We start from the raw sequence: 24,091 nt of genomic DNA, 5'->3' as shown, positions 1-24,091 counted from the left end.
TTCTCCTTAAAATTTAACTGCATATCTTGCAAACTTTACTTGTTCATATTTAAAGTCAACTTTTTTCTTTTGACCTTTTAAAAAGTAGGTGATTCTAAATGTATCTTTGTTTACATCAAAATCTAATAGAATACCTTCTATTTCACTACTTGCATTTTTTTGTTGATTTAATTCAACATGAATGTAACTGTTAACAGCTTTGATTAATTCATCTTTAATTCTGATTGGTTTTTCAATTCCAGCACTAGCTACTTCTAGCATATAGGGTTCACTTAATCCTGGGAAGTTTTCTAAAGCATCAGATAATTTTTCATTACTTGAAATAATTGAATCAAAGTCTAAAGCTTTGTTTGGTTCAGTTATATCTTCAACTAAGATTTGCAAAACATCACTTTCAAAATCAAAGAAATTATTTATTTCATATATTTGTAAGTTATATTCCTTCAAAATTGATTCAGCAATCTTTTGGATTTCATCTTTAATAGATGCAAATTTTTTCACTTAAAATCTCCTTTCAAATCAATAAGAAAGCAAGACCGATAAGTCTTGCTGTTTCGTATTGTTATTTATATTATAGCAAAATTAAAATCATTTATCATAATTTAATACATACAAACAAAAATGTTTATCATCAAAAATGTTTTTATAAAATTTTAATGCGTAATTATATTGATTAAATGGACTATTATAAAGTCATAAGCCATCAAAATAACCTTTGTCGTTAAACCTATGATAAATAAATGATTCTTTTTTACATAGTTATGATAAATTTGTTCTTTTTGTTTTATTTTTTGCAAATATGAATATGTTTCTGATGTCATTTCATAAAAATTTTCAAAGCTATTTCAAAACATATCAAAAGTACTATTTTCACCGAAATAAAAATAATAATTAATAAGGATATTAACATTACTTTTAATTTTATTATTATTTTTAATTTCTGACAATGTTTTAAATACTGCTTCATCTTGATCAAATGAAAATCCAAAAATATCTATCTCTAATACTTCATTATCATTATCACCTATTTTTAAATCATTAATTGTTTTTATAATAAAATCAGAATCGTTTTTTTCATCTATTCCACCAATTATTATATTATTTTCTTTAAGTGTTCCATGAATATGTTGAACATCATTTCTTCCTGAAATTTGTTCAACAAAATCAGTATAATTAAAAGATATAATTTTATTGTAATTGTTTAATTTAAAATGTATTCTTGTTTTTTTAAAATTACTTAAAGAATCTAAATTAAAATCTTTATAGATTTTGTTAATTAAATTGAAAAAAATATTTTAGTTACTTTTTTAGCAAAATTTTGTTCAATTTTTATAGGATTTAATGTGTTTAATGAAAATATTATTAAATACTCGTAAAAAGGCTGAGCAAAACTTTCTAAGCCAATTTTTATATCTCCTTTTGTACAATAATAATTAAAAGTATATTTAGATTGTAGTAATGCTGATAATAATTTATTAATTATTGCATCTTTTTATGTCAAATAAATAATTGTTTTCAGGTAAATTAATTGTTTCAATTACCGAGTTTTTAAAAATATTAATAACTTCTTCTCTTTGCTCATCTTTTTTTAAAAATATTAAGTCATTTAACTCATTTACTGAAAATTCATTTAAACCTATATTTATATCAAAGCCATTACCTACTATTAAAATTTTATTAACATTATATTCCATATTCATTAAACTCCTTTTTTATTTTAATTATAAATCTAAATAAAAAAAAGAATCTTTCGATTCTTAAATTTCCTTTACAAAATCTTTTAATTCAGATCTAAGTTTTTCACCACTTATTTTTGTGCTTTTACCAAACGCCATTGTAATGAATGGAGTTTCATAATCATGCATTAAACCTTCTTGAATTAAAAATTCAGCTAATCCTTTTGCATTAAATCCACCAATCATACAAGTATCAACATCTAAACTAGCAGCCACCGCTGTAGCTATTCCAGTTGTTATATAAGTTTGTTGACTTGAATAGTTATCTAATTGTTGATCAGTTAATTTGCCACTAAACAATGATTTATTGATATTAGCCCCATAAGTACTTCTTCCTTCAGGGTTTCCTTCAAATCTTAAATCTAATGAATGATTTGTAACTTCTTGCAACCCTTTATGATTTACACCCAATACAATAATAAATTTTGATGCATTAACATAGTTTAATTGATTATAAAAGAATGGTGTTAATTTCTCACGCATTTCTCCACGATTAATTACTAATAATCTTTGTCCTAAAATACCATATGAAGATGGTGACATTCTCATTGCTTGGATAATATCATTAAAATCAGCTTCAGGTATTTCATAATTAAAATTAATTAACTCCAGCATATCTTCTTTATGTCGTTAATTCGACTAAAAAATTTTTAAAGTTTAAGTTATCTATTTTAATTCCATGAATAAACATTTCTAATTATATTTATGGAACTAGCATTAAATATATTTTTTATTGTCAGTATTTAATTAATACTATTTTATTAAATATCTTTAAAAAGTGTTTATAATAAATTTAATCCATTTTAGTAAAAATGTGATTGAAAAAGGAAGGCATATATTTATTATGAAAAAAATACTTAGTTTAATTGGAACAACTGCAATATCTGTTTCTGCGTTAGCAACTATAACTTATTCCATAAATACAACAAGTTCAATAAATAGAGAGATAAATCAAATCGATTTTCAAGAAGTTAATTGAAATGATGTACAAGAAGAGTCACTAGTTTTATTTAACGATATTAAAATAAATAATGGGAAAACAATCTTAACTAGAAATTATAAAATGTCAGAATCTTCTGATGATTTAGCAAATACTGATCAAATATTTCAATTTGCACAAGAAGAATCATTGAAAATTTTAGAAAAATTTAAAAATGAAAAAACTGATTTAACCAATGCTATTGATTATTTAAAAGATAAGAATAGTGAATTTGAAAAAACATATGAATCAGCATTAAACGAAAATGTTAATCAAAATATGAATCAAAAGAGTTTTGATAATTTAAACAAAACTAATGAAATTTTAAGCAGAAGTTCTCTTAAATCTGAAACTTTCAGTTTGTCAGCAAATTTAGAAAAAAATAAGGAATTAGTTAAAAAACTAAGACTTGCCAAAGTAACTTTTGCAACTGCTTCAGCGACAGCTGCTGTTGCTGCTGCTGGTTTTTATGCAGCTGCTTGATGATTTGGTATAACTCTGCCTTGAGCTGTAGGATGTACAACAGCTAGCGCTTTTTGTGGAACAGCAGCAGGTGGTATATCTTTAGCATTGTTGAAATATGATAAAAAAATGAGTGACTTAGACAAGACTTCCTCAGCAGTCTCTGGTGCTATTTCGCTTGCCCATGTTTTATCAAGAACTACAACAGCAATTTTATACACACTAACTGCATCTGTGACGTCTCTAACTTGATGTTTTCCAGCATTATTATCAGTTATTAGTGTGGCAGGAGCAGTAACTGCTTGAATAAGTTATAATAACTTCTAAGGATGACCATGGTTTTAAATATACACATTTGAATTTTCTTGAGTTTTATAATTTTAAGTCTTGGATGAACTTTTACTGCATGAATTACAAACTATTATAACTTAGAAGTTAGATATAAATGAGTTTACAAATATTTTGATCGTTCTTTAGAATTAGATAAATTACCTTTATTTTTAAAAAGTGAAAAATGAAAATTATTTATTGTTTATTATTTAAGTGCTTTTTTTGCTTCAATTAGTTACGTATTTTTTTTATTTTTAGTAGCTAATTCTGAACAAATTTTTATAATTGATATTATATTAATAACTATAGTTTATTTAATATCATTAGCATTAATTATTGTTATTTTTATTAAATTTAAAAATAAACTTAAATCAATGAAATTTCATTTAAAAAATCAAAAAAACAAGTATTTTGTTGATAATTTTCAAGAAAGTAAAAAAGCACAATATCAAAACTTTAAATTGTTTAACAAAAATGATGGCAAAGTTTCTGTTTATAATTCACCTTTTCAACTTAATCAAAAAATATTTCAAAAAAAACTTAAAAAAATTTCTTTTGATAACTCATTATCTGAATTTAAAATTTTTTTAAATTATTTAAGAGCAAATGCAAACTTTATTCACAGAATTTATAATAAAAAAGAAATCATTATTTTCGTTAATGATAAAGAAATTGACATAAAAAATTTTGAATTTATTTTAATCGAAAATTTTAAGTACATGATTCAAAAATATAAAAATTAAATAGTTGAGAATTGCTTAAATTAAATGTAGCATCCTTGCGAATATATTTATTTATATTGCAACTTCTAATGGCTTTATTAGTCAAGGAGTTGCTTTTTAATTATAATTCCAAATAAAAAAAGAATCCTTCGATTCTTAAATTTCTTTTATAAAATCTTTTAATTCAGATCTAAGTTTTTTGCCACTTATTTTTGTACTTTTACCAAATGCAATTGTAATAAAAGGAGTTTCATAATCATGCATTAAACCTTCTTGAATTAAAAATTCAGCTAATCCTTTTGCATTAAATCCACCAATCATACAAGTATCAACATCTAAACTAGCAGCCACCGCTGTAGCTATTCCAGTTGTGATATAAGTTTGTTGACTTGAATAGTTATCTAATTGTTGATCACTTAAATTACCACCAAATAAGTTTTTATTGATATTAGCCCCATAAGTACTTCTTCCTTCAGGGTTTCCTTCAAATCTTAAATCTAATGAATGATTTGTAACTTCTTGCAACCCTTTATGATTTACTCCCAATACAATAATAAATTTTGATGCATTAACATAGTTTAATTGTTTGTAAAAGAATGGTGCTAATTTCTCACGCATTTCTCCTCGATTAATTACTAGTAATCTTTGTCCTAAAATACCATATGAAGATGGTGACATTCTCATTGCTTGAATAATATCATTAAAATCAGCTTCAGGTATTTCATAATTAACATCAAAATCACGAGCACTTCTTCTTTGTGTCATTAATTCTGCTAAATTTTTCATATTGTTCTCTCAGTCTATCTTTTAATTAAAAAAGTCAAATTCTAATTGTTCATCTTGTGCTAATGTATCTAAAACATTTAATTGCTCAAATATTTTCATTTGTGTTTGAGTAATAGTTGTTCTTGATGTTAGATCTTTAACACTAGTTAAAGGTCTTTCACTTCTAGCTTTAATAATTGAATCAGCCACAGCATCTCCAAGTGAATCAATTACTAAGAATGGAGGATATAATGTAGCTTCACCAGTTGTTTCATCTTTTTCAATAATATATTTATCTGCTAAAGATTTTTCAAAGTTTAAATTAGCCATTTTAATTCCACGACTAAACATTTCTAATCCAATTTCTAGAACTGGCATTAATGCTAATTCCTTTGTAGTCATTTTATCTTTTTTATTTTTTCTTGATTCTAATTCTATTAGTTTTTCTCTAACACCATTATAACCACCTAAGAATGTTTTTAAATCAAAAGCATCAGCTCTATTAGTTAAGAATGTTGCATAGTATTCTGCTGGATAATAGATTTTGTATCAAGCAATTCGATAAGCCATTAATACATACGCTGTAGCATGGGCTTTAGGGAACATATATTTAATTTTTAAACAAGATTCAATATATCATTCAGGAACATTATGCGCTAGCATAATTTCTTTTCATTCTTTTCTTAAACCTTGTCCTTTACGTACTGATTCCATTATTTTAAATGAAGTAGTAGCATCAATACCTTGTCCCATTAAATAAACCATAATATCATCACGACAACCAATAACAGTTGAAATGTTTGCTGTATTATTTTTAATTAAGTCTCTAGCATTTCCTAATCAAACATCAGTTCCATGTGATAGTCCTGAAATTTGTACTAGATCAGCAAATGATTTAGGTTTTGTTTCTCTTAACATTGATCTAACAAAACTTGTTCCAAATTCAGGTAAACCAATAGCTCCAGTTGTTTCTCCATTAATCTGTTCTGCTTTAATGTTTAAAGCAGAAAGATTGCTAAATAATGAATATACTTTTGGATCATTTGTTGGAATATTAATTGGATTAACCCCAGTTAAATCACCAAGCATTCTTAATGCAGTTGGATCAACGTGTCCTAAAATATCCATTTTTAATAAATTATCGTGAATTGAGTGGAAATCAAAGTGAGTTGTTTTTCATGAACTAGATGCATCATCAGCTGGAAAGTTAACTGGGGAGAAATCTTCTATTTCAAACTCTTTAGGTAAAATAATAATTCCACCAGGGTGTTGACCTGTTGTTCTTTTTACCCCTTCAACTAATTTTGCTTGTCTTTCAATTTCAATTTTTCTTGGCATGTCTTCTTCTAATACACCAGTTTCTTCATAAAATGCTTTTACATATCCAAAGGCAGTTTTTTCAGCAACTGTTGAGATTGTTCCGGCTCTAAATACATTGTTTTCACCAAACATCTCTTTAGTAAAGTTATGCGCAATTGGTTGATATTCTCCAGAAAAGTTTAAATCAATATCTGGAACTTTATCACCATCAAATCCTAAGAAAGTTTCAAATGGAATATCGTGTCCATCACCAATTAATTTTTCATTACATTTTGGACAATTTTGTTCTGGCAAATCATATCCACATTTAATTTCGATTGGAGTATTAAAATCAGAGTATTTACAATTTAAACATCTATAGTGTGCTTTTAATGGGTTAACCTCAGTAATCTTTGAAGCTGTTGCTACAAATGAAGAACCAACACTTCCTCTTGAACCAACAAGATAACCATCATTATTAGATCTTTCAACTAGTAAATGTGAAATTCAATAAACAACAGCAAATCCATGTTTAATAATTGATGTTAATTCTTTTTCTAAACGTGCTTCAACAATTTCAGGTAAAACTTCTCCATACATTGCATGTGCAGTTTCATAACATTTATCTTTTAATAATGTATCTACGTTTTCAATGTTTGGTGTAAATAAACCATCTTTAATAACTACAATATTTGGATCAATCATATCAGCTATTTTATTTGTATTTGTAACTACCATTTCTTGAATTAATGCTGCATCATTTAATCATGCAAATTCTTTTAACATTTCATTTGTTGTTCTTAAATATTGATCAGGATAATCAATTAATTTATTTTTATTTCTAAAACTAAATAATGGATGTCTACTTCCTCCAAGTCCTTTAGCATTAATATAAACGTCACGAATTTTTTTTAATTCAGGTCTTGTATAGTGAGCATCACTTGTTGCAACTAACATAACATTATGTTTTTTAGCTAATCTAATAATTTTATTAATTACGTTTATTAATTCATCTTGTTGTAATTGGTTATCATTAATTAAATTCTTATAAACGCTTAGAGGTTGTATTTCAATATAGTCATAAAAAGAAATAATTTCTTCTAGTTTTTCATCAGTTCCAATTCTAGCAATTTCCATTACTTCTGAGTTAACACACCCTGCACCAATTAAAATATTACTTTTTTCTTTAAATTCTTTTAATTTTTCCTTAAATACTTTAGGAGAGTTAAAAAAGTTATCAGTATGAGAAATTGAAACTAGTTTAAAGATATCTTTTAGCCCTTGTTGATTTTTAGCTAATACATTAACATGAACTCCGCGAGATCTTAATAAGTTAACGTTGTCTTTATCATTTTTTGGTTCTAATTTCATTAAGTCATTATCATAAATAATTGGAGTTGTCAGTTTTAATTCAGCAATTATTTTAAAGAATAAATCATTTAAAACATCAGCATCATAATCTCCACGGTGAGCTACATGCTCATCATATAAAATTCCAAATTTCTTACATACAGCACCAAGTCTGTGAGATTTTAAAGCTGGTCTAACTAATCTAGAAAGAGTAAGTGTATCAATAACAGTATTATCTAATTCACCATAACCTAAACGCTTAGATAAACTATTTAAAAAATTAAAGTCAAAGTTTGCATTATGGGCAATTAAAATACTATCTTTAATTAAGTCATAAATTTTAGCAAAATCATCATCAATATTTTTCTTATCTTCTAACATTTCTGGTGTTATGTTTGTTAAATCAATGGTAAATTGTTTTAAAGGTTCTTTTGGTTTGAATAAATAATCATGTTTAACTGTCTTTCCAGTAGTTGGATCAAATACAACAGCACCAAATTCAATAATTTCATTAAATTCAGGCGATAAACCTGTTGTTTCTAAGTCAAATACAACCATTTTTCTTTCTCTTATTTTTAGACCTTTGGGATTTTTAACAATTCAATAATCTCCTTTTTCAATCATATTCATTTCAAGACCATAAATTAGTTTTAATTTATCTTCATCTGCTTTATTTTTATTAATTTTTCTTAACTCATTATACGCATCAGGAAATGTTTGAACATTGATATGATCAGTTACAGCAATAGCTTTTCAATTTCATTTATCAACCATTTGTAAATAGTCTTGAATTGATGAAACTCCGTCCATTGCACTCATTTTTGTATGTACGTGAAGTTCAACACGTTTTTGATTAGCTTCATCTTTAACTGATGATTCTGAACGTGAAATTTTACCTATTTTATCAATAATAAAGTTTTGTTCCCTATCAAATTGAGAATATGATGTTTTACCTTTAACTGCAATTCAATCACCCTTTGCAATTCTTTTTAATCGAATTTCATCAATTCTATCTGATGCCAATTCCTCTTCAGTTAAGGGGTCCATTATTGTTCTTTCTTCTTCTTTGCCAAAATATATGCACTTAATTGATGAATTATTGTCAGTTAAACCTATTGAATAGATCTTACGATTATTAGCTTTTGAATCTCTAATTTCAATGCTCATAACTTTACCATGTAAAACTATATTTTGAGCATCTTCTTCAATGTCTTCAAATGTTTCATAACTTGGCTTATCTAATGACTGATTTCATTTTTGTGAATTTTGTCTAGAAATAATAATATTTTGTGATTTTTCAGTTTGTTCTGGTGCAAACTGCTTATATTGTTCTTTTGTTTCTTGCTCAATTTTTAATGATTGTTTTATGTACTCTTCTGTTTTATCTTCAACTTGAATATCATAACTTAAATTTTTAAATCCAAATTGAGATAGTTTAGCTAAACAATATTCCATTTCAATTGTTAACTGATTTTTTAATTCATTAGAATCAACAACAAATTTAATTTGATTTTCTTCATCATCATACTCAAATCCTTCTGATTCAATAAAATTTCAAATAATTGTTTTGTTTTGAGATTTTACGTTTTTAATAAATTCAATATATTCACAAATTATTTCTTTGTCTATTCTTTGATGCTGAACATTTAAAATTAATTTAATTTTAATATCTTCTGCTCCTATACATTTTTCGTGAATTTCACTTAATACTCTTATTGGTAAAAAGTTTTTTATCTTCAATGACAACTTAAGTTTTGATTTAACTGAACTTATAGCAGTTTTTTCAATTTCAGAATGTTCAAAATATGAAAGCTCACCTTCATTTAAGTTAATTTTCAATTTTTGAAATAATTCTAATACTTTATTGTCTGACATATATTCTCCTTTTTAAAAAATAAAATCTTTAATTGTTATTACAACAATAAAACTTAATAATAAAATAGCTCCAGCTGCATAAATTATTGTTTTTGTTTTTTGACTAACCTCTTTTTTAGTAACTCATTCAACAAGTGTTTCTCAAAATTTATATCCATCTAATGGTGGAAAAGGAAGCATGTTTAACATAAATAAGTTAGCAGATATTGATGAAACATAAAAAATTCGACTAGCTGTTATTGATGTTGTTACTGCACTAGTTGTTCCTATTGATGATTTTGCAATACCTACAGGACCTGAAATTGCACTAAAGTCACCAGTAAAGAATTTACCAATTCCTATTACAAGGGAAAATGCTTGATTTCAAGTTTCAACAAATGTATAACCAAATTTTTGTCCGCCATTTTTAAAATGTCTATCTGGTGGAGCAATTGCAATACCTGTAATTTGACCTGTTCTCTTTCATTCAGAAATTGTTTTATCATTACTTATAGTTATAAATTTTGTTTCTTTTGTTTCTTGTATATCACCAGAGTAATCATTAGCTAATTTTACATACTTAAATTGATATTCAACAGAACCAGAATTAATTTCACTTTTATGTAATTCATTTAAAATATTATTTTTTCCGTCATTAAACATTTTTGAAATTTGTAAATATGTAGGTGCTAAATTTGATTTATTTTGTGTTTTAAAACTAAATATCTCTGGAACAGATTCAATTTTTACATTTCATTCAGTTATAGCAATTTGTAAATCATTGTAAATATATTTGTTTTCTGTTTCAGGTGGTAATGTGCCTTTATTTTCATTTGCATATATAATTTTATAAGCTATAGAACTTGTTGCAAAGTTTTGACCATAAAAATTTGGATCACTTGGTTTATAACCAACACCAAACATCACTGAGAATATTAGGATATAAGCTATAAACAAGTTAACTAACGGTCCAAATAAAATAAACAGTGTTTTTTTTCATTTAATAGCATAATCAATTTTGCGAGCATCAGGAATTTTTTCAAACTCTTCTTCTCGACCTTTTGGTGGTTCTGCAAAATCACTTGCAATAGATACATATCCTCCTAAGGGTATCAATCTAACAGAATATCAAGTTTCTTTTCTTTTTATTACAAATAATTTAGGACCAAACCCAATAGCAAATTCAAAGACATATGCCTTTGATAATTTTGCAACAATAAAATGTCCAAGTTCATGAAGTGTAATCAACACTAATACAACAATAATTGAAATTAATATAGATAAAATTACTATAAGTACACTTCCCATATGAACTCCTTTAATTAGTTAATTAATGTAAATAAATACATAAATAAGAATACAAGCATGAATGAATCAAGTCTGTCTAAAACTCCACCATGTCCTGGTATTAAATTTGAAAAATCTTTTATATTATTTTTTCGCTTAATCAGTGAAAAGAATAAGTCCCCTAATTGTCCTATAAATGATATTAAAGCTGCAAGTAATATGTATAAGAATATAACTATTCCTTTCCCTAAGTTTTCTTCTATGTTACTCATATAGTCTTTAAAAACTGCATGAGAATTCATAAAGAAGAAAAATAATATTGCCATTATAACTGCAACAACAAATGCAGTCACAAAACCACCTATTGCTCCTTCTCAACTTTTTTTAGGACTTATTACTGGAGCCATTTTGTGCTTACCAAATGCTACTCCAAATATATAAGCAAACGTATCTGTTAAAATAACAATTAATCAAATTCAGATCGCAGTAATATATCCAAACTTTATACTTGAATATTCTTGAGAAATATAATCATTAGATAATGAAATATATGTAAAACCTTTTAAACCAAAAATTATTATTAATGAAGTTCCAACTATCATCATAAGTTTTCTCATTTCAATGCCTGATAAATAACCAGATGTAAATGAAATAACTAAAAATAATATTAAATATATAATCTGCATATATCATGCTGAAAAAATTGATTTTAAAGCTCATCCTTGATATATAAACAGCTGTTCTAAATTCATTTTAGAAGTTATCGGAGCTAAAAATATTGCTAAAGCTAATATTTCCATTATTGTTATAAATCACTTATTTTTTATTTTTAAAGATGTTGCTAATTCGTAAATACAAAAAATTAATATTGATATTGAAATACATAGCATTACAACTCCAAGGGACTGACTTACAATTTTTGCTGTATGAACATTTTTCAAATTAACTCATAATTCTTCACTTAATATTGCTGTTGAAATAAACAAAATTATCAATGCTACAATAATAATACTTGATGCAAACCTTATAAAAAAACTATTGTTTTTTAAATTTAGAAATCTACTTTGATTTGTTTCAATTTTACTACTCATAAGATTCCTTTCTCTGAAAATATAATTACATTAATTTTAACAAATTTTATTATGCTTTTTAATACATAAACTTAGTTATTTTTTATTAGATTTTTTATTACGTTTTTTATTTTCTCTTTGATCCAATTTTTCAATCTTTTTATTTTTTAATTCAATTGCAATTTTTTCATCAAGTTCCTTTTTAAATCTATTAAGTTCTTGTAAATCTTGTTCTTTTCTAATTCTGTATTTTTCAGCTCTTTGTAATCTTATTTTTTTAATACTTGGGATTTCTTCACCATTTTTATGTGCTTCCAACAATATTTGATCTTCTTCTTCAATTTTAAATCTAAAATTTCTTATTAGCATTGTTATAAGGGTTCCTATAAAAATACCAATTAAAGCGAATACAACTAAGAATATTAATTTCAAAAATATTGCAAATCCACCAATTGATAAATTATCAATTCAAATGCTATTAATTATTAAACCCGCTAAGCATAATGCAATAGATATTGTAAAAGTAAAACTATCCTCTCTTTGTCACTTTAAAAAATAGGTTATTAAGTTAAATGTTAAGGCTATTAATACATATCCAATACATATTAAAGAAAGTAAAAATTCTTTTAATGGTAAAAAATTGTAATAATTATGATATTTCGTTGTGTTTCATGAACTACCTATTAATATTCAAATTACAACGTATGGTAAAACAACAACCAAAATTTCAAAAGCAAAACTTATTCAAATATTTGTTCTTTCAAGATTAAATTCTCTTGTCTTATTTCAGTCTAAGCCTTTAATATCACTCATCTGATTCACCTTTTTTCTATTCTTAATTATATCAAAAAATAAAAAAACAACCTTACGGTTGTTTTACTTTTTAAATGGAGCAGGTGAAGGGAATCGAACCCTCACAGTCAGCTTGGAAGGCTGAAGTTCTACCATTAAACTACACCTGCGTCTTAGACACATAAATATAATATAAAAATTAAATCTACGTGTCAATAATTTTTAATGTTTTTTTGAAATTATTTTCTTAAACCTAATTTAGCAATAATTTCTTTATATCTGTTAACATCTTTTTTAATTAAGAAGTCTAATAAGTGTCTTCTTTGAGCAACTTTTTTTAATAAAGTTCTTCTTGTAGGAACATCTTTTTTATGTTCTTTTAAATGTTCAGTCATGTTAGCGATATCTTCTGTTAATAAAGCAATTTGAACTTCAGCTAATCCAGTATTAGCATCACTTCCACCAAATTCTTTAATAATTTCAGCTTTTCTTGTTTTTGAAATCATGATCTGTCTCCCTTTCATTTTGATTTTTAGTGTTTCATCAAAGGTGTATTCATGGGAGCGAATAGCATCTCTGGTGAACAATCACTTTTTATATTATAGACTTTTAAAATTATTATTTCAATAAATTAGTATCAACTTCTAGTTGATCTTCTATTTGATCAATTTTATTCTCTCTTACCAGTTCTTTAATTTTTGAAGTTGATATGTTTTCATCTCTTTCAAAAATGAAAACATTTTCAGTACCAAAGTTTTCTTTTAAGAATTGCACATCTCCAGCTTTTTCAAAACCAAATCTAAAATCACTGCCTTCAACTAATTTAATTACATTAAGCTTAGTTTTTAAAATTTCAACAAATTTTTCCTTTGATGTTTTGATTAAATTATCATCAACGTTCAAAATAATTAACTTGTCTATTTTAAAATTCTCTTCTATAAAATTAATTTTTTTTTCTTCATTTAGCAAAGTATATTTTTCTTTATTTGGTTTATGACTAAAAGTTATGATAATAGATTCTAAATTATTTTCTTTAGCTATTACTTGAGCTTTATTTATAATGATTTTGTGATATTTATGCATAGCATCAAACATTCCTATAGTAACACAGGATTTTTTTTGACTTTGAATTATGTTATTTATATCAGTTCTGAAAACCTTCATTAAATATTCAAACCTCCACGTTTACATTTAAATAAATTATCTTTTTCTCTTTCATAGCAAGCAATTAATTGATTTAAATTATTAGAAATAAAAACAATATCTTTTTCAATTTGTAACTCAATTTTTTTGCCATGTTCAATATTCAATGTATCTTCTAATTTAATAATTTCATAATCTGCCATTTTAACTGCATCAGCCATTTCAATTAAGTTTGATTCTTGGCATTCGTCTAAAGAAACTGAATCACCAATTTTAAAGTTTCCAGACTCAATTCTATTTAAGCGTGTAACATGTGCTATTGTTTTAAGTTCTTTTGCTATATCAACAATAAGACTTCTTATATATGTTCCCTTTGAACAATAAACAGTTAATGATATTTCATCATTTTCAAAATTATCAAAAATTAAAGAATTAATTTTTACAGTTCTTTTATTAACTTTTACAACTTGATTTTCACGAGCATACTCATAAAGTTTTTTACCTTCTATCTTTATTGCTGAATACATTGGTGGTTCTTGTTCGTAAGTAAGTCCATTAAACCTTGAGATAACCTTTTCTATTTCCTGCTTTCCAATTTCAAAGCGTTCTTGTTCTTCAACTGTTGCTCCATCACTATCATAAGTATCTGTTGCCTTAAATAATTTCATTGTTACTTCATAGGCCTTATTTTCATTTAAAAAATAATCACTCAATTTTGTACCACTGTTAATTAAACAAATGACTAAACCCGTAGCTAAAGGATCTAATGTTCCGGCATGTCCTATTTTCTTAACATTTAATTTTCTTTTAAGTCTTTGAATTAAATGATTTGTTGTTAAACCTTGAGGTTTATTTAAAATTATTATTCCTGATTTATTCATACTATTTATTTTATCTTAATTAAATGAAATTATTGGATATAAAAAAATAAGATCATCATATCTTATTTAAAAATTTTCTTATGCAGTTGCTTATATGTTATATTTTTTGTTCATATATCATTACTTATTATTACTTCATCATTTATTTTATATTTATTAATTCTTTGTTTTTGTTGCTTATAAATTCTATATGTTTCTTTAAAAGATTTTTTATCTCTTTTTTTAACTCTTAAAAGTGTTGTAATTAAATTTGATTTAACTCTAATATATTTATCAATTTCAAGATCTAATTCTGGCAATAATGCTGCGTCTATAACAATATTTCCAGGATTTGTTTTAATGATTAATGAAATTTGATTTTTGATTTCAGGTCAAACTATAGAGTTTAATTTATTTAAGCTTTTTTCATCTTCTGAAATAATTTTTCTCAATTTACTTCTATCTAATTCATCAACAACAAAAGCATTAGGGAATAAATTTTTTATTTGTTTTTGAATATCCCTAGAATTTAAAATATCTCTTGCAATTTTATCAGCATTAACAACCTTAAATTTAAGTTTTTTAATTTTGTTTGAAATAGTTGTTTTACCAGCACCAATAGTACCATATACTCCAATTATCATGTTATCAACCACCCATCAATCTTAATTGCTTTTCAGCTGATACAAGTGTTACAGTTACAAGTGTATTACTACTTTCATTGATAACAAAAAATATGTTTGTGTTTGATGCTGATAAATATAACATTCCATTAATTTTAAAGGTTTTAGTAGAATTAAAAATATGATTTTTAATTGCTTCTTTTACTTCTCAATCTTGCTTATTTTGCAATTTAAGTCTTTCTTTAGCTCTTTGTAGAGCGTGAACTGAATAACCCATACTTGGTTTGTAGTAATAACTCATTCAATCACGCCCCTTTACAATATATTTTAATCTAAAAATACTTGATTGGAAACTACTTCTAATTATTTTAGTTAAGACTTCATAAAAAGAGTATTTCTATTTATAGTAACTCATGCTTTAAATTCATCAGCAAGTTTAATTAAGAACATGGGATAAAATAGAGTTTAAAAATTCTTTTTTAATAATATAACAGTTTCCTTATTAAATATTGTTTAATATGATTGGATTCTCATCGAAATAATAAATTTTATAAAATACAATGAAATTTAAAAGTTAAGCTTCATTTTTATAATATTTACTTCTTAAAAATATTTTTCACAAATTATGAACCAAAAACATTTTATGATACATAAAATATAAATTAAAATTGGAAGTGCAACACTTCTAACCGAATGTCTCATAAAATTCCTGAGCTGATTTATAGTTCAGAATTTTACGAGGCATTTTATTTATTTCATTTAATATTTCTATTATATTATCATCTTTTAAATTTGTAAAATTAGTTTTCTTAGGTAAATATCTTCTAATCAAACCATTAAAATTTTCATTAGTTCCTTTTTCACAAGAAGCGTAGGTATTACATGTATAAAGTGGTACGTTTAATTCTTGTGTGACTTCATGTAAAAGATTAAATTCCATACCATTATCTTTAGTAATAGATTTAATATTTAAATTTTCTTTTCCAATTAATTCTTTTAATTTTTCATTTGTATGTTTCATAGTTTTATTTTCTAATTTAATTGCAAAACCTTTTCTGGTAACTCTTTCAACTAGTGTCATTATGGCTTTTGAACTATTGCCAGAACTAACAATTAAATCAATTTCAAAATGACCAATGTCTTTTCTTTGATTAATATTTTTAGGTCTATAAGTAATTGGAATGGAATTCATTTTTGATATTTCTCATAGATAATGCTTATATTTACTAGACTTTTTTCATCAAAACCTAGGTCTCAATAAATCTTTTGATTTAATTTTTATTTGCTTATTCTTAATTCAATTGTAAACAGTTTGGGTTGTTGGTGTTTTAATCCCAAGTTCTTTGGCTTTAAAAACACAAACATCAATGCTAAAACTTTTTGGATTAAAATTAACATAAAGAAATCTCAAGAATTCATTATATTTACTTATTTTATTTTGATGAGATAAGGTATTATTAATATCTCTAGTAAATTGTGAATCCTTGGTTTTATAAATTATAGCTGCTTTATTTCTTTTAATTTCTCTGTAAATAGTTGATCTATTTCTATTTAATTCTTTAGCTATAAAAGAAACAGATTTATTTTGAATATTTAATAGATATTCAATTAATGTTCTTTCTTTTAAAGATATTTGTTTATAATTATTCATGGTAACTCCTTTGGGCTTTGATCGGTCAGGAGTTGCTTTTTTGTATCAAAAAAAACTGCAATTCCTATGAGATTATTTTCTCATAAGTGTTGCAGTTCCAATTTTAATTCGTATTTTATGATACATAAAATGTTTTTATTATTCATTATGCCCTTTTACTCTAAAAAGATTGATTCGATATTAAAATTACCATCATTATTTCTTAACTCATACTTGTTATTGCCTTTTTTATATACCATACCAAAAATAATATTGTAATTTTCATTTATTATAAAATCTTTGTAAATGCTGAATGCTTGTTTTTTTTCTTCTATTTCATCATCGTAAAATTCATCTTTTGTATCACATATTATATATTTATTATTCTGTTTTATTATAAAGTCTGGATAAAATTTTCTTATCTTTCCTGAAGAGGATACATAATTAAAAAAATACGAATTTTGATCAGTAGAATTTCTAAAAATTAAATTCAATTTATATTTATCTTTTATTTCGGTTAAAAAGTTATAAAAATTTTGTTCTAAATCAGAATCAAAGTCTTTTTTCCTCTCTTCTATTGAATATAGCGCTAAATCTTTATATGGTGTTAAATTGTAATCTTCTCGTTGTCCCAAAGAAAATGCATCATACTGCATAATTTTTGGAAGCAAAAATTTTTCTTTTTCAATAATTAAACTATTCTTTATTATTGAAAAAATTATTTCTTCTATTTCTTTTCTAAATGTAGGAACCTTTATCATTGTATAAAATAAATCTTTTATTTTTATATTAAATTTAACTGACAATTCTTTGGATAAAATATTAATAATTTCAAAATATGAATTATTTTTATATTTAAATAAAGCTAAATTTTTAATTTCTAATAGTGTTAAATTGTTTGAGTTTAATTGTAATTGTCTACCTTTTAATCACTCATTTTTCATTTTTTTATTTTCCGCTAAGTTTTCAATGCTTTCATTATAAGAAACAACGTAACTGAAATTATTTTTAGAGTTATCATCTATTGTTTTTTTTATATTCGCAATAATTTGTTCGCTACTCACAAATTTTTGCACAACTTCTGAAGTATTAATTCTATCAAATTTTAAATTATATTTTAATCTAACAATATTTATAGGATTTTCAAATTGCTCTTTAAAATTCTCTTTGACAAAAAAATCTCTTTTATTTATTTGTTCACTAAAATTAATTACCATTTCTTGTATCAATTCATCGGAGTCTGTATAAACGAAGCAATTATCAATTAATTCATTATTATAATATTTTAATAAAGGGTTCCTCAATACTCTACCGATAGATTGAATTTTAAAATTTTCTTCTTTTATTGACCTTAATCTAACATACATATTAGCTCTAGGTATATCTCAACCAGTAGCTATTGCTTGTTTGAAAATAAGAATGTCTATTTCTGAATTATAAGTATTGATTTCTTCCTTTGTATGAGTTTTTACCTTATCTAAATAAATAGCAATTTTATGATTTGGTATTTTTAAATAATTTACAAGGTAATCAAAAATAATGTTCTCATCAATTATTGTGTTAGATTTCATATCAGGTATTTGAATTAATATTAAAGGGTTCTGAAAAATTTTGTTAATTCTATATGCATTTTTAATTTCCTTTTGTTTGCTAATAGCAGAGCTTATATATTCTCTTCATGATGGATTTGAAATTTTTAAATCAGAATTAATGCTAAAATTTTTTTTAACTATTTTTTCTTCTATTGCCATGGAATAAGAAACTTTATAATCAATTTTTTCATTTTTTGATATTGTGGCAGACATTTTTATTACTTTGTCAGGTTCAATTTTAGAAATAAAGTCTTTACCTATTTTTGTATTATTTAAATGTGCTTCATCGATTATTAAAACAACTTTTCTCTTTTGATTCTTTGTTCTGTCTAAAGTTTTTCAAAATGTATTGTTTTCAGAAATTTCAGTTGTTATCTTATTATCTTTTTTTGCTAAAGAAGATCAACCAAAAAAATAAACGCTATCTTTTTCAAAGATTCTATAAGGCATTATTAATGAATTAGTTGAAGTAGACTTATTATTAATAATATTAAAACTTTTTATATTTTTTTTATCCATTCATAGTGCCATTTTTTCATAGCTTTGTGAATATAATTCTCCGGCAGAAGGAGCTATAAAAATAAAAGTGAACTCTTCATTTGGATATAAAACATTATAGTTTAATATCATTTCAGATATTAAATTAGCTATAACAAAAGTTTTTCCTGTACCTGTTGGTGCCTGAAATGTAAATGAATTTTCAAGTTGTAATGTTTTGATTGCTTTACTTATTATATTTTTTTGAAAATTTAATAATTCCATATTATTTATTTCCCTTAGATACTAAATCTATATTCAATTCTGAATTTAACTCTTCCATGTACATTTCTTCTGATTCAAATAATTCTTCAAATTGTCCGTCCAATTTATTTAAGCTTGCTAATTCTAAAAATTTAAAATTTTCAGAATATTTTTTATGAAATTTAGGATCTATTTGCTCTATACCTAAATTTTTAATTATTTGATCATCAGCGTTACTTATTAGACTATATATTCTTGGCAAAGTAACTTCTTTGCAAATGTTATTGTCATTGTTAGTGACTAGAATAAATCTTCTTTCCCCACCGTCTTTTTTATTTAAGTTCATAACAGCTTCAGCAGTTGTTCCTGAACCACCAAAAAAATCTAAAACTGTAATTTGATCATCTTGAACTAAGTTTATTAAATACTCCATAAAACCAAGTGATTTTGGATAACCAAATTTTGGATTATTTTCCTCGTTTTTTCCTATTATATCATTTAACAATCTGGCTCCATTAGAAAAAGCAAAGTCCTTTTCATCCATAATTGTTGTAGGATTTTTAATTTCTAAAGGCTTAGAACATATTTTGTTGGTTTTTAAATCAAATATGATTTTACCTTCTTTAATTTCTTTTGAAACTCTTTCAAATGTTCGCTGTCAAACTCTTCTGACATTTTTAGAATCTTTTGGTCAAATTACTTCAAAGCCAAGATTTTTATATTTTTCATCTAAACTATTTATTAAATTTTCATTAAATAATGAATTTTCAATTCTTTCTTCATCCTTATTGTTTCTCATTTGAAGGTACTCTTCATTTGTTATCATTGAAAGTTTTCCATTAGAAACTAATATAGGATAAAACCTATTTGGTCTTTCAGTTGACAAAGAATTGTTTCCTCCCCTTTGCAAAGGAGTTAATGTTTCATTGTTACTATTAACAATACCTATTTTAATATCTTCATACGCATTGTTCGTATAATTTTTTGTATAACATAAAACATACTCATGTTGTCTTGCAAATCCTTTTTTAATAACTCTGCCATTGGGAAGTGATTTAACAACTATTGTTGCCAAAAAGTTTTCTTCACCATAAATCTCATCCATCAAAACTTTTAAGTATGCGTATTCCTTGTCGTCTATGCTTATAAAGATTAGTCCATTATCTGAAATTAGTTCTCTAGACAGTGACAATCTTTTCTTCATAAACGATAATCACTTTGAATGTTTCAAATTATCATTTGAAACAATGTATTCATTGTTATAGCGAATAGAAGAATCCTTATTCCCTGTGTTATAAGGCGGATCTATATAAATTAAATCTATTTTTGTATTGGCATCTTTTAAACATTCTAATGCCAAAAAATTATCAGCATTTATAAGAATATTTGAATTTGAATTTTTGTTATTCTTTAAATTATATTTTTTATTTTCTTTTAAGTATAAATAATTATCATTTCTAAAATTAATTATATTTTTTCCTTCATAATTTTCGACTACATCTGTGTAATATAATTTAAGCCCTAAAGTTGTTTCTAACATATTTTCTTCAACTAAATTAAGCTCTTCTTCACTAAGTTTTTTTTGATTTTTTATTCTTAAAATTAAGTCATTCAATTCTTGCTTGTTCATTTTTTTACTCCATTCATTTAATAATATTATAAATTAAAAAAGTTTATTCAGTTTAAACTACTCGTTAATTTCCAATGAATCATAATGATTATATCTAAACGTCAAAATTAATTTATTTTTTGCTCTTTTTGTGTTTTATTTTCTTCTAATATAAAAAACAAAAAATTGAACTAACAGTTCTCGTTTAAAAATATTATTTATTATTATATGCTTGATTTAACAAAAAAAGTATTTTAATTAATGCTTACTTATGCTCTTAGGAAAACCTATTTAATACTTTTAACTGATCTTTCACAATCAATGATATTTGCGATTGATTTAATTGTTAAAATAATCTGATTTAATTGAGCAGAACTTTTAACTTTAATTGTTAATTCTCCATTAACAAGTAATGATTTATCATCAACACCAAGTTTGACATTAATTGTTGTTGCTTTTAAGTTAGATAAGGCTCTTGATATGTCATATAAAAGATTTGGTCTATCAGTTGCAAAATATTTTAGCTTAGTTGTATATAAACTATTTTCAGCTACTGCAGAGTTTCATTGTACTTGAACTAAACGTTTTGTTTCTTCACTAGCATATAAGTTATAGCACTCTTTTAAGTGAACTTTAATACCATTACCTGATTTAGTAACATAACCTATTACATCTTCATAAGGTATTGGTAAACAACAACTTGCAATTGATGTTTTAATGTTTGTAATCCCATCAATTACAATATCATTTTTTAAACTTCTATCATTTATTGTTTTTGATTGAATGCTTCTTAATGCTTCTTCATCTTTTGAGAAGTTATGGTTAATAAAGAATTTGTCAGTTGCTTCAACAATTGACAATTCACCTTTACCAACACTTATTAAAAATTCTTCTAAATTAGTATAACCAGCTTTTTTAACAGCTTCTAGAATCTCACTTGATGATTTTCTTTTTCATTTAATTTCTTTTTGATTAATATAAGAGTTAATTAAGTTTTCTGTTTTTCTAGCTAGTTCTTTTCTATCTTCATCAAATGAATTATCTTCTTTAAGTTTATTACCTAAATATTTTCTAATTCTATTTTTAGCATTTGAAGTTGTAGCTATTTTTAATCACTCATGTGTTGGTTGTTGTTTTGATGAAGTTTTAATTTCAACTACTTGACCAGACTCTAAAACAGTGTTGATAGGTGAAAATATTCCATCAATTTTAGCTCCAGTTGTTTTCTCACCAATTTCAGTGTGAATTCTATACGCAAAGTCTAATACAGTTGCTCCATATGGTAAAGTGATAACATTCTGAGATGGAGTTAGTACATAAATCATAGAACCAAAAACATCTTTTTGTAATTGATTTTCTAGTTCTCTTTCTTTTGAATTTTCTTCTTCGTTAATTTGATCTGTTAAATCTAAAATTCTACTAAATATATCAATTTGTTCGTCAATTTGTTTTTGACGTTTAGCAATATCAACTACTTCACCTTCTTTATATCTTCAGTGAGCAGCAGCACCAGCTTCAGCAACATCATCCATTTGTTGAGTTCTAATCTGAACCTCAAAAAACATTCCCTTGCTATTACTTAAAGTTGTATGCAATGATTGATAAACGTTATTTTTGGGTGTTGCAATATAATCTTTAAATCTACCTGATAAAGGTAAATATTTTTGGTGTAAATAACCTAAAATTTTATAACAGTCATCAGTTGACTTGGCAATGATTCTAATTGCAACTAAATCATGTAATTCTTCAAACTGTTTTCCATTCACATTCATTTTTCGATAAATTGAGTAAATTGTTTTTTCTCTTCCAAAAATATCAATAATTTTTATATGTTTTTCTTTTCTTAAGAAAAACGATATATCTTCAATTGTTTTTGCTATATTTACTTCCCTTGATTCACGACCTTTTTCAATTAGATTCTCAATATCATCAAAATCTTTTAGGTTTAAAACTTTAAATGCCATATCTTCTAATTTAGATTTAGCATTTTTCATCCCTATACGATGAGCAATTGCTGCATAAATTGTTAATGTCTCTTTAGCAACTACTCTTTGTTTTGTTTCTGGTAAGTTTTCAATAGTTAACATATTATGCAATCTATCAGCAATCTTAATAATGATAACTCTGATATCTTTTGCCATTGAAATGTAAAGTTTTCTCAAATACTCAGATTTAATTTGTTCACGATTTTCTTCAGCAAAATAACTTACTTTTGTAACTGATTCAACAAGTGACGCAATTTCTTTTCCGAACTTTTCTTCAATTTCTTCAATTTTAACTGGTGTATCTTCAACAACATCATGCAATAATCCAGCTTTAATTGTTTTAGGTCCCATTTGTAATTGGGCTAAATAATAAGCAGTTGAAAGTGGGTGGTAAATATATGGATCTCCATTTTTACGTTTTTGCTCACTGTGCATTTTTTCAGCAAACAAATAAGCTTCTCTAATTTTGTTTAATGCTTTTCTATCCTTAATATATTTTTTTAATTCATTTTCTAAAGTTGCATAATCTTTTATTTCAACAATATTTAAGTTTGTTGAAGCTCTTTTACTAGTTTTTCTAGGTAAAGCAATACCAGCCATAAAATCACCCATTCTATTTTTAAGATTATAACAAAAAAATAGACTAAAATAAGTCTATAAAACTCTTATACATTGAATTTTTATTTTTTACAAAAACATCTATTCAAATGATCATTAATAATTCCTATTGCTTGTAAAAATGAATAAACAATAACTGGGCCTACAAATTTGAAACCTCTTTTTTTCAGATTCTTTGATACAGCATTTGAAAGTTCTGTTTGTGCTGGCAATTCTGCTATTGAATTTCAATCATTAATTATTTGTTTATTGTTTGTAAAACTCCAAATATATTTGTCAAATGAACCAAACTCACTTTGAATTTTAACAAAAGCTTCCGCGTTTGAAATGGCAGCATTAATTTTTAATTTATTTCTTATAATTTGTGAGTTACTCATTAATTCTTCTATTTTATTTTCTTGATATATAGCAATAATTTTATAATCAAAATTATTAAAAGCTGACTTAAATTCATCTCTTTTTTGCAAAATAGTTAATCAGTTTAAACCAGCCTGCATGTTTTCAAGTAAAAGCATTTCAAAAATATAATTATCATCATGATTTGGTATGCCTCATTCATTGTCATGGTAATTATTTAAAATTTCATTTATTGATCAATCGCATCTTTGCTTAGCCTTCATTATTTTGTCCTTCTTTTCTTAATA

20 protein-coding genes and 1 tRNA gene are annotated in these 24,091 nt (G+C 25.0%); 2 read left to right on the top strand and 19 right to left on the bottom strand.

The features are described 5' to 3' along the window. Positions 1-6: 6 nt before the first annotated feature. The 3 genes from rimP to MTABA_RS01590 all read right to left on the bottom strand — a co-directional run bounded on the left by rimP (position 7) and on the right by MTABA_RS01590 (position 2,351). Entirely contained in the window at positions 7-501 is a 495-nt protein-coding gene (gene rimP, locus MTABA_RS01600) for a ribosome maturation factor RimP (protein WP_100679455.1), read from the bottom strand. Positions 502-1,475: 974 nt separating this feature from the next. After that, positions 1,476-1,700 carry a hypothetical protein gene (locus MTABA_RS03865; RefSeq protein WP_167373321.1) on the bottom strand — a complete coding sequence of 75 codons (225 nt, stop codon included), beginning with the start codon at positions 1,698-1,700 and terminating at the stop codon, positions 1,476-1,478. A gap of 57 nt (positions 1,701-1,757) precedes the next feature. Next, positions 1,758-2,351, bottom strand: a complete 594-nt coding sequence (locus MTABA_RS01590; protein ID WP_100679454.1) for an NAD(P)H-dependent oxidoreductase — start codon at positions 2,349-2,351, stop codon at positions 1,758-1,760. 229 nt (positions 2,352-2,580) lie between these two features. Between MTABA_RS01590 and MTABA_RS01585 the strand changes: the two genes are divergently transcribed. Both MTABA_RS01585 and MTABA_RS01580 read left to right on the top strand, forming a co-directional pair. Next, positions 2,581-3,504, top strand: a complete 924-nt coding sequence (locus MTABA_RS01585) for a leucine-rich repeat flightless-interacting protein (RefSeq protein ID WP_100679453.1) — start codon at positions 2,581-2,583, stop codon at positions 3,502-3,504. A gap of 8 nt (positions 3,505-3,512) precedes the next feature. Further along, positions 3,513-4,250 (top strand): hypothetical protein, encoded by a 738-nt coding sequence (locus tag MTABA_RS01580; protein WP_100679452.1) that lies wholly within the window; start codon positions 3,513-3,515, stop codon positions 4,248-4,250. Positions 4,251-4,385: 135 nt separating this feature from the next. On the opposite strand, the gene MTABA_RS01575 is transcribed toward MTABA_RS01580, so the two are convergent. From MTABA_RS01575 to MTABA_RS01500, 16 genes are all read right to left on the bottom strand, one after another. Further along, positions 4,386-5,015: an NAD(P)H-dependent oxidoreductase gene (locus tag MTABA_RS01575; protein ID WP_100679451.1), complete on the bottom strand. Its 630-nt coding sequence runs from the start codon at positions 5,013-5,015 to the stop codon at positions 4,386-4,388. 21 nt (positions 5,016-5,036) lie between these two features. Further along, a complete protein-coding gene (locus tag MTABA_RS01570) occupies positions 5,037-9,518 on the bottom strand; it encodes a PolC-type DNA polymerase III (RefSeq protein WP_100679450.1) in 4,482 nt (1,493 codons plus the stop codon). 12 nt (positions 9,519-9,530) lie between these two features. After that, complete coding sequence (gene rseP / locus MTABA_RS01565) at positions 9,531-10,805, bottom strand: RIP metalloprotease RseP (protein ID WP_100679449.1); 1,275 nt, start codon at positions 10,803-10,805, stop codon at positions 9,531-9,533. A gap of 14 nt (positions 10,806-10,819) precedes the next feature. Next, a complete protein-coding gene (locus tag MTABA_RS01560) occupies positions 10,820-11,875 on the bottom strand; it encodes a phosphatidate cytidylyltransferase (protein ID WP_100679448.1) in 1,056 nt (351 codons plus the stop codon). Positions 11,876-11,950: 75 nt separating this feature from the next. After that, positions 11,951-12,667, bottom strand: a complete 717-nt coding sequence (locus tag MTABA_RS01555; protein ID WP_100679447.1) for a DxFTY motif-containing membrane protein — start codon at positions 12,665-12,667, stop codon at positions 11,951-11,953. Between the two features lie 75 nt (positions 12,668-12,742). Next, positions 12,743-12,816: transfer RNA gene (locus MTABA_RS01550), tRNA-Gly, on the bottom strand. 69 nt (positions 12,817-12,885) lie between these two features. Beyond that, on the bottom strand, positions 12,886-13,152 hold the full coding sequence (rpsO, locus tag MTABA_RS01545; protein WP_099651123.1) for a 30S ribosomal protein S15: 267 nt from the start codon (positions 13,150-13,152) through the stop codon (positions 12,886-12,888). 112 nt (positions 13,153-13,264) lie between these two features. Beyond that, the gene (locus MTABA_RS01540; RefSeq protein ID WP_100679446.1) at positions 13,265-13,810 is read right to left on the bottom strand and encodes a nucleotidyl transferase family protein; all 546 of its coding nucleotides are present in this window, start codon (positions 13,808-13,810) and stop codon (positions 13,265-13,267) included. Next, positions 13,810-14,670, bottom strand: coding sequence for a tRNA pseudouridine(55) synthase TruB (truB, locus tag MTABA_RS01535; protein ID WP_100679445.1), 861 nt, complete (start codon positions 14,668-14,670; stop codon positions 13,810-13,812). The genes MTABA_RS01540 and truB overlap by 1 nt, the downstream gene beginning before the upstream one ends. A gap of 62 nt (positions 14,671-14,732) precedes the next feature. Beyond that, on the bottom strand, positions 14,733-15,293 hold the full coding sequence (coaE, locus tag MTABA_RS01530; RefSeq protein ID WP_100679444.1) for a dephospho-CoA kinase: 561 nt from the start codon (positions 15,291-15,293) through the stop codon (positions 14,733-14,735). A 1-nt stretch (position 15,294) separates the two neighbouring features. Continuing rightward, the gene (locus tag MTABA_RS01525) at positions 15,295-15,573 is read right to left on the bottom strand and encodes a hypothetical protein (RefSeq protein WP_100679443.1); all 279 of its coding nucleotides are present in this window, start codon (positions 15,571-15,573) and stop codon (positions 15,295-15,297) included. Between the two features lie 384 nt (positions 15,574-15,957). After that, entirely contained in the window at positions 15,958-16,923 is a 966-nt protein-coding gene (locus MTABA_RS01520; RefSeq protein ID WP_100679442.1) for an IS30 family transposase, read from the bottom strand. Positions 16,924-17,078: 155 nt separating this feature from the next. Next, positions 17,079-19,256 carry a DEAD/DEAH box helicase gene (locus tag MTABA_RS01515; protein ID WP_100679441.1) on the bottom strand — a complete coding sequence of 726 codons (2,178 nt, stop codon included), beginning with the start codon at positions 19,254-19,256 and terminating at the stop codon, positions 17,079-17,081. A gap of 1 nt (position 19,257) precedes the next feature. Then, positions 19,258-20,865, bottom strand: coding sequence for a site-specific DNA-methyltransferase (locus tag MTABA_RS01510; protein ID WP_100679440.1), 1,608 nt, complete (start codon positions 20,863-20,865; stop codon positions 19,258-19,260). A 266-nt stretch (positions 20,866-21,131) separates the two neighbouring features. After that, a complete protein-coding gene (locus tag MTABA_RS01505; RefSeq protein ID WP_100679439.1) occupies positions 21,132-23,429 on the bottom strand; it encodes a RelA/SpoT family protein in 2,298 nt (765 codons plus the stop codon). Positions 23,430-23,509: 80 nt separating this feature from the next. After that, complete coding sequence (locus MTABA_RS01500; RefSeq protein WP_100679438.1) at positions 23,510-24,067, bottom strand: DNA-3-methyladenine glycosylase I; 558 nt, start codon at positions 24,065-24,067, stop codon at positions 23,510-23,512. Positions 24,068-24,091 lie beyond the last annotated feature (24 nt).

Origin of the sequence: Mesoplasma tabanidae, assembly GCF_002804025.1 — a bacterium.
GTDB lineage: Bacteria > Bacillota_I > Bacilli_A > Mycoplasmatales > Mycoplasmataceae > Mesoplasma > Mesoplasma tabanidae.
The sequence above is the reverse complement of the archived record's forward strand: the minus strand, read 5'-3'. Positions and strand labels throughout refer to the sequence as shown.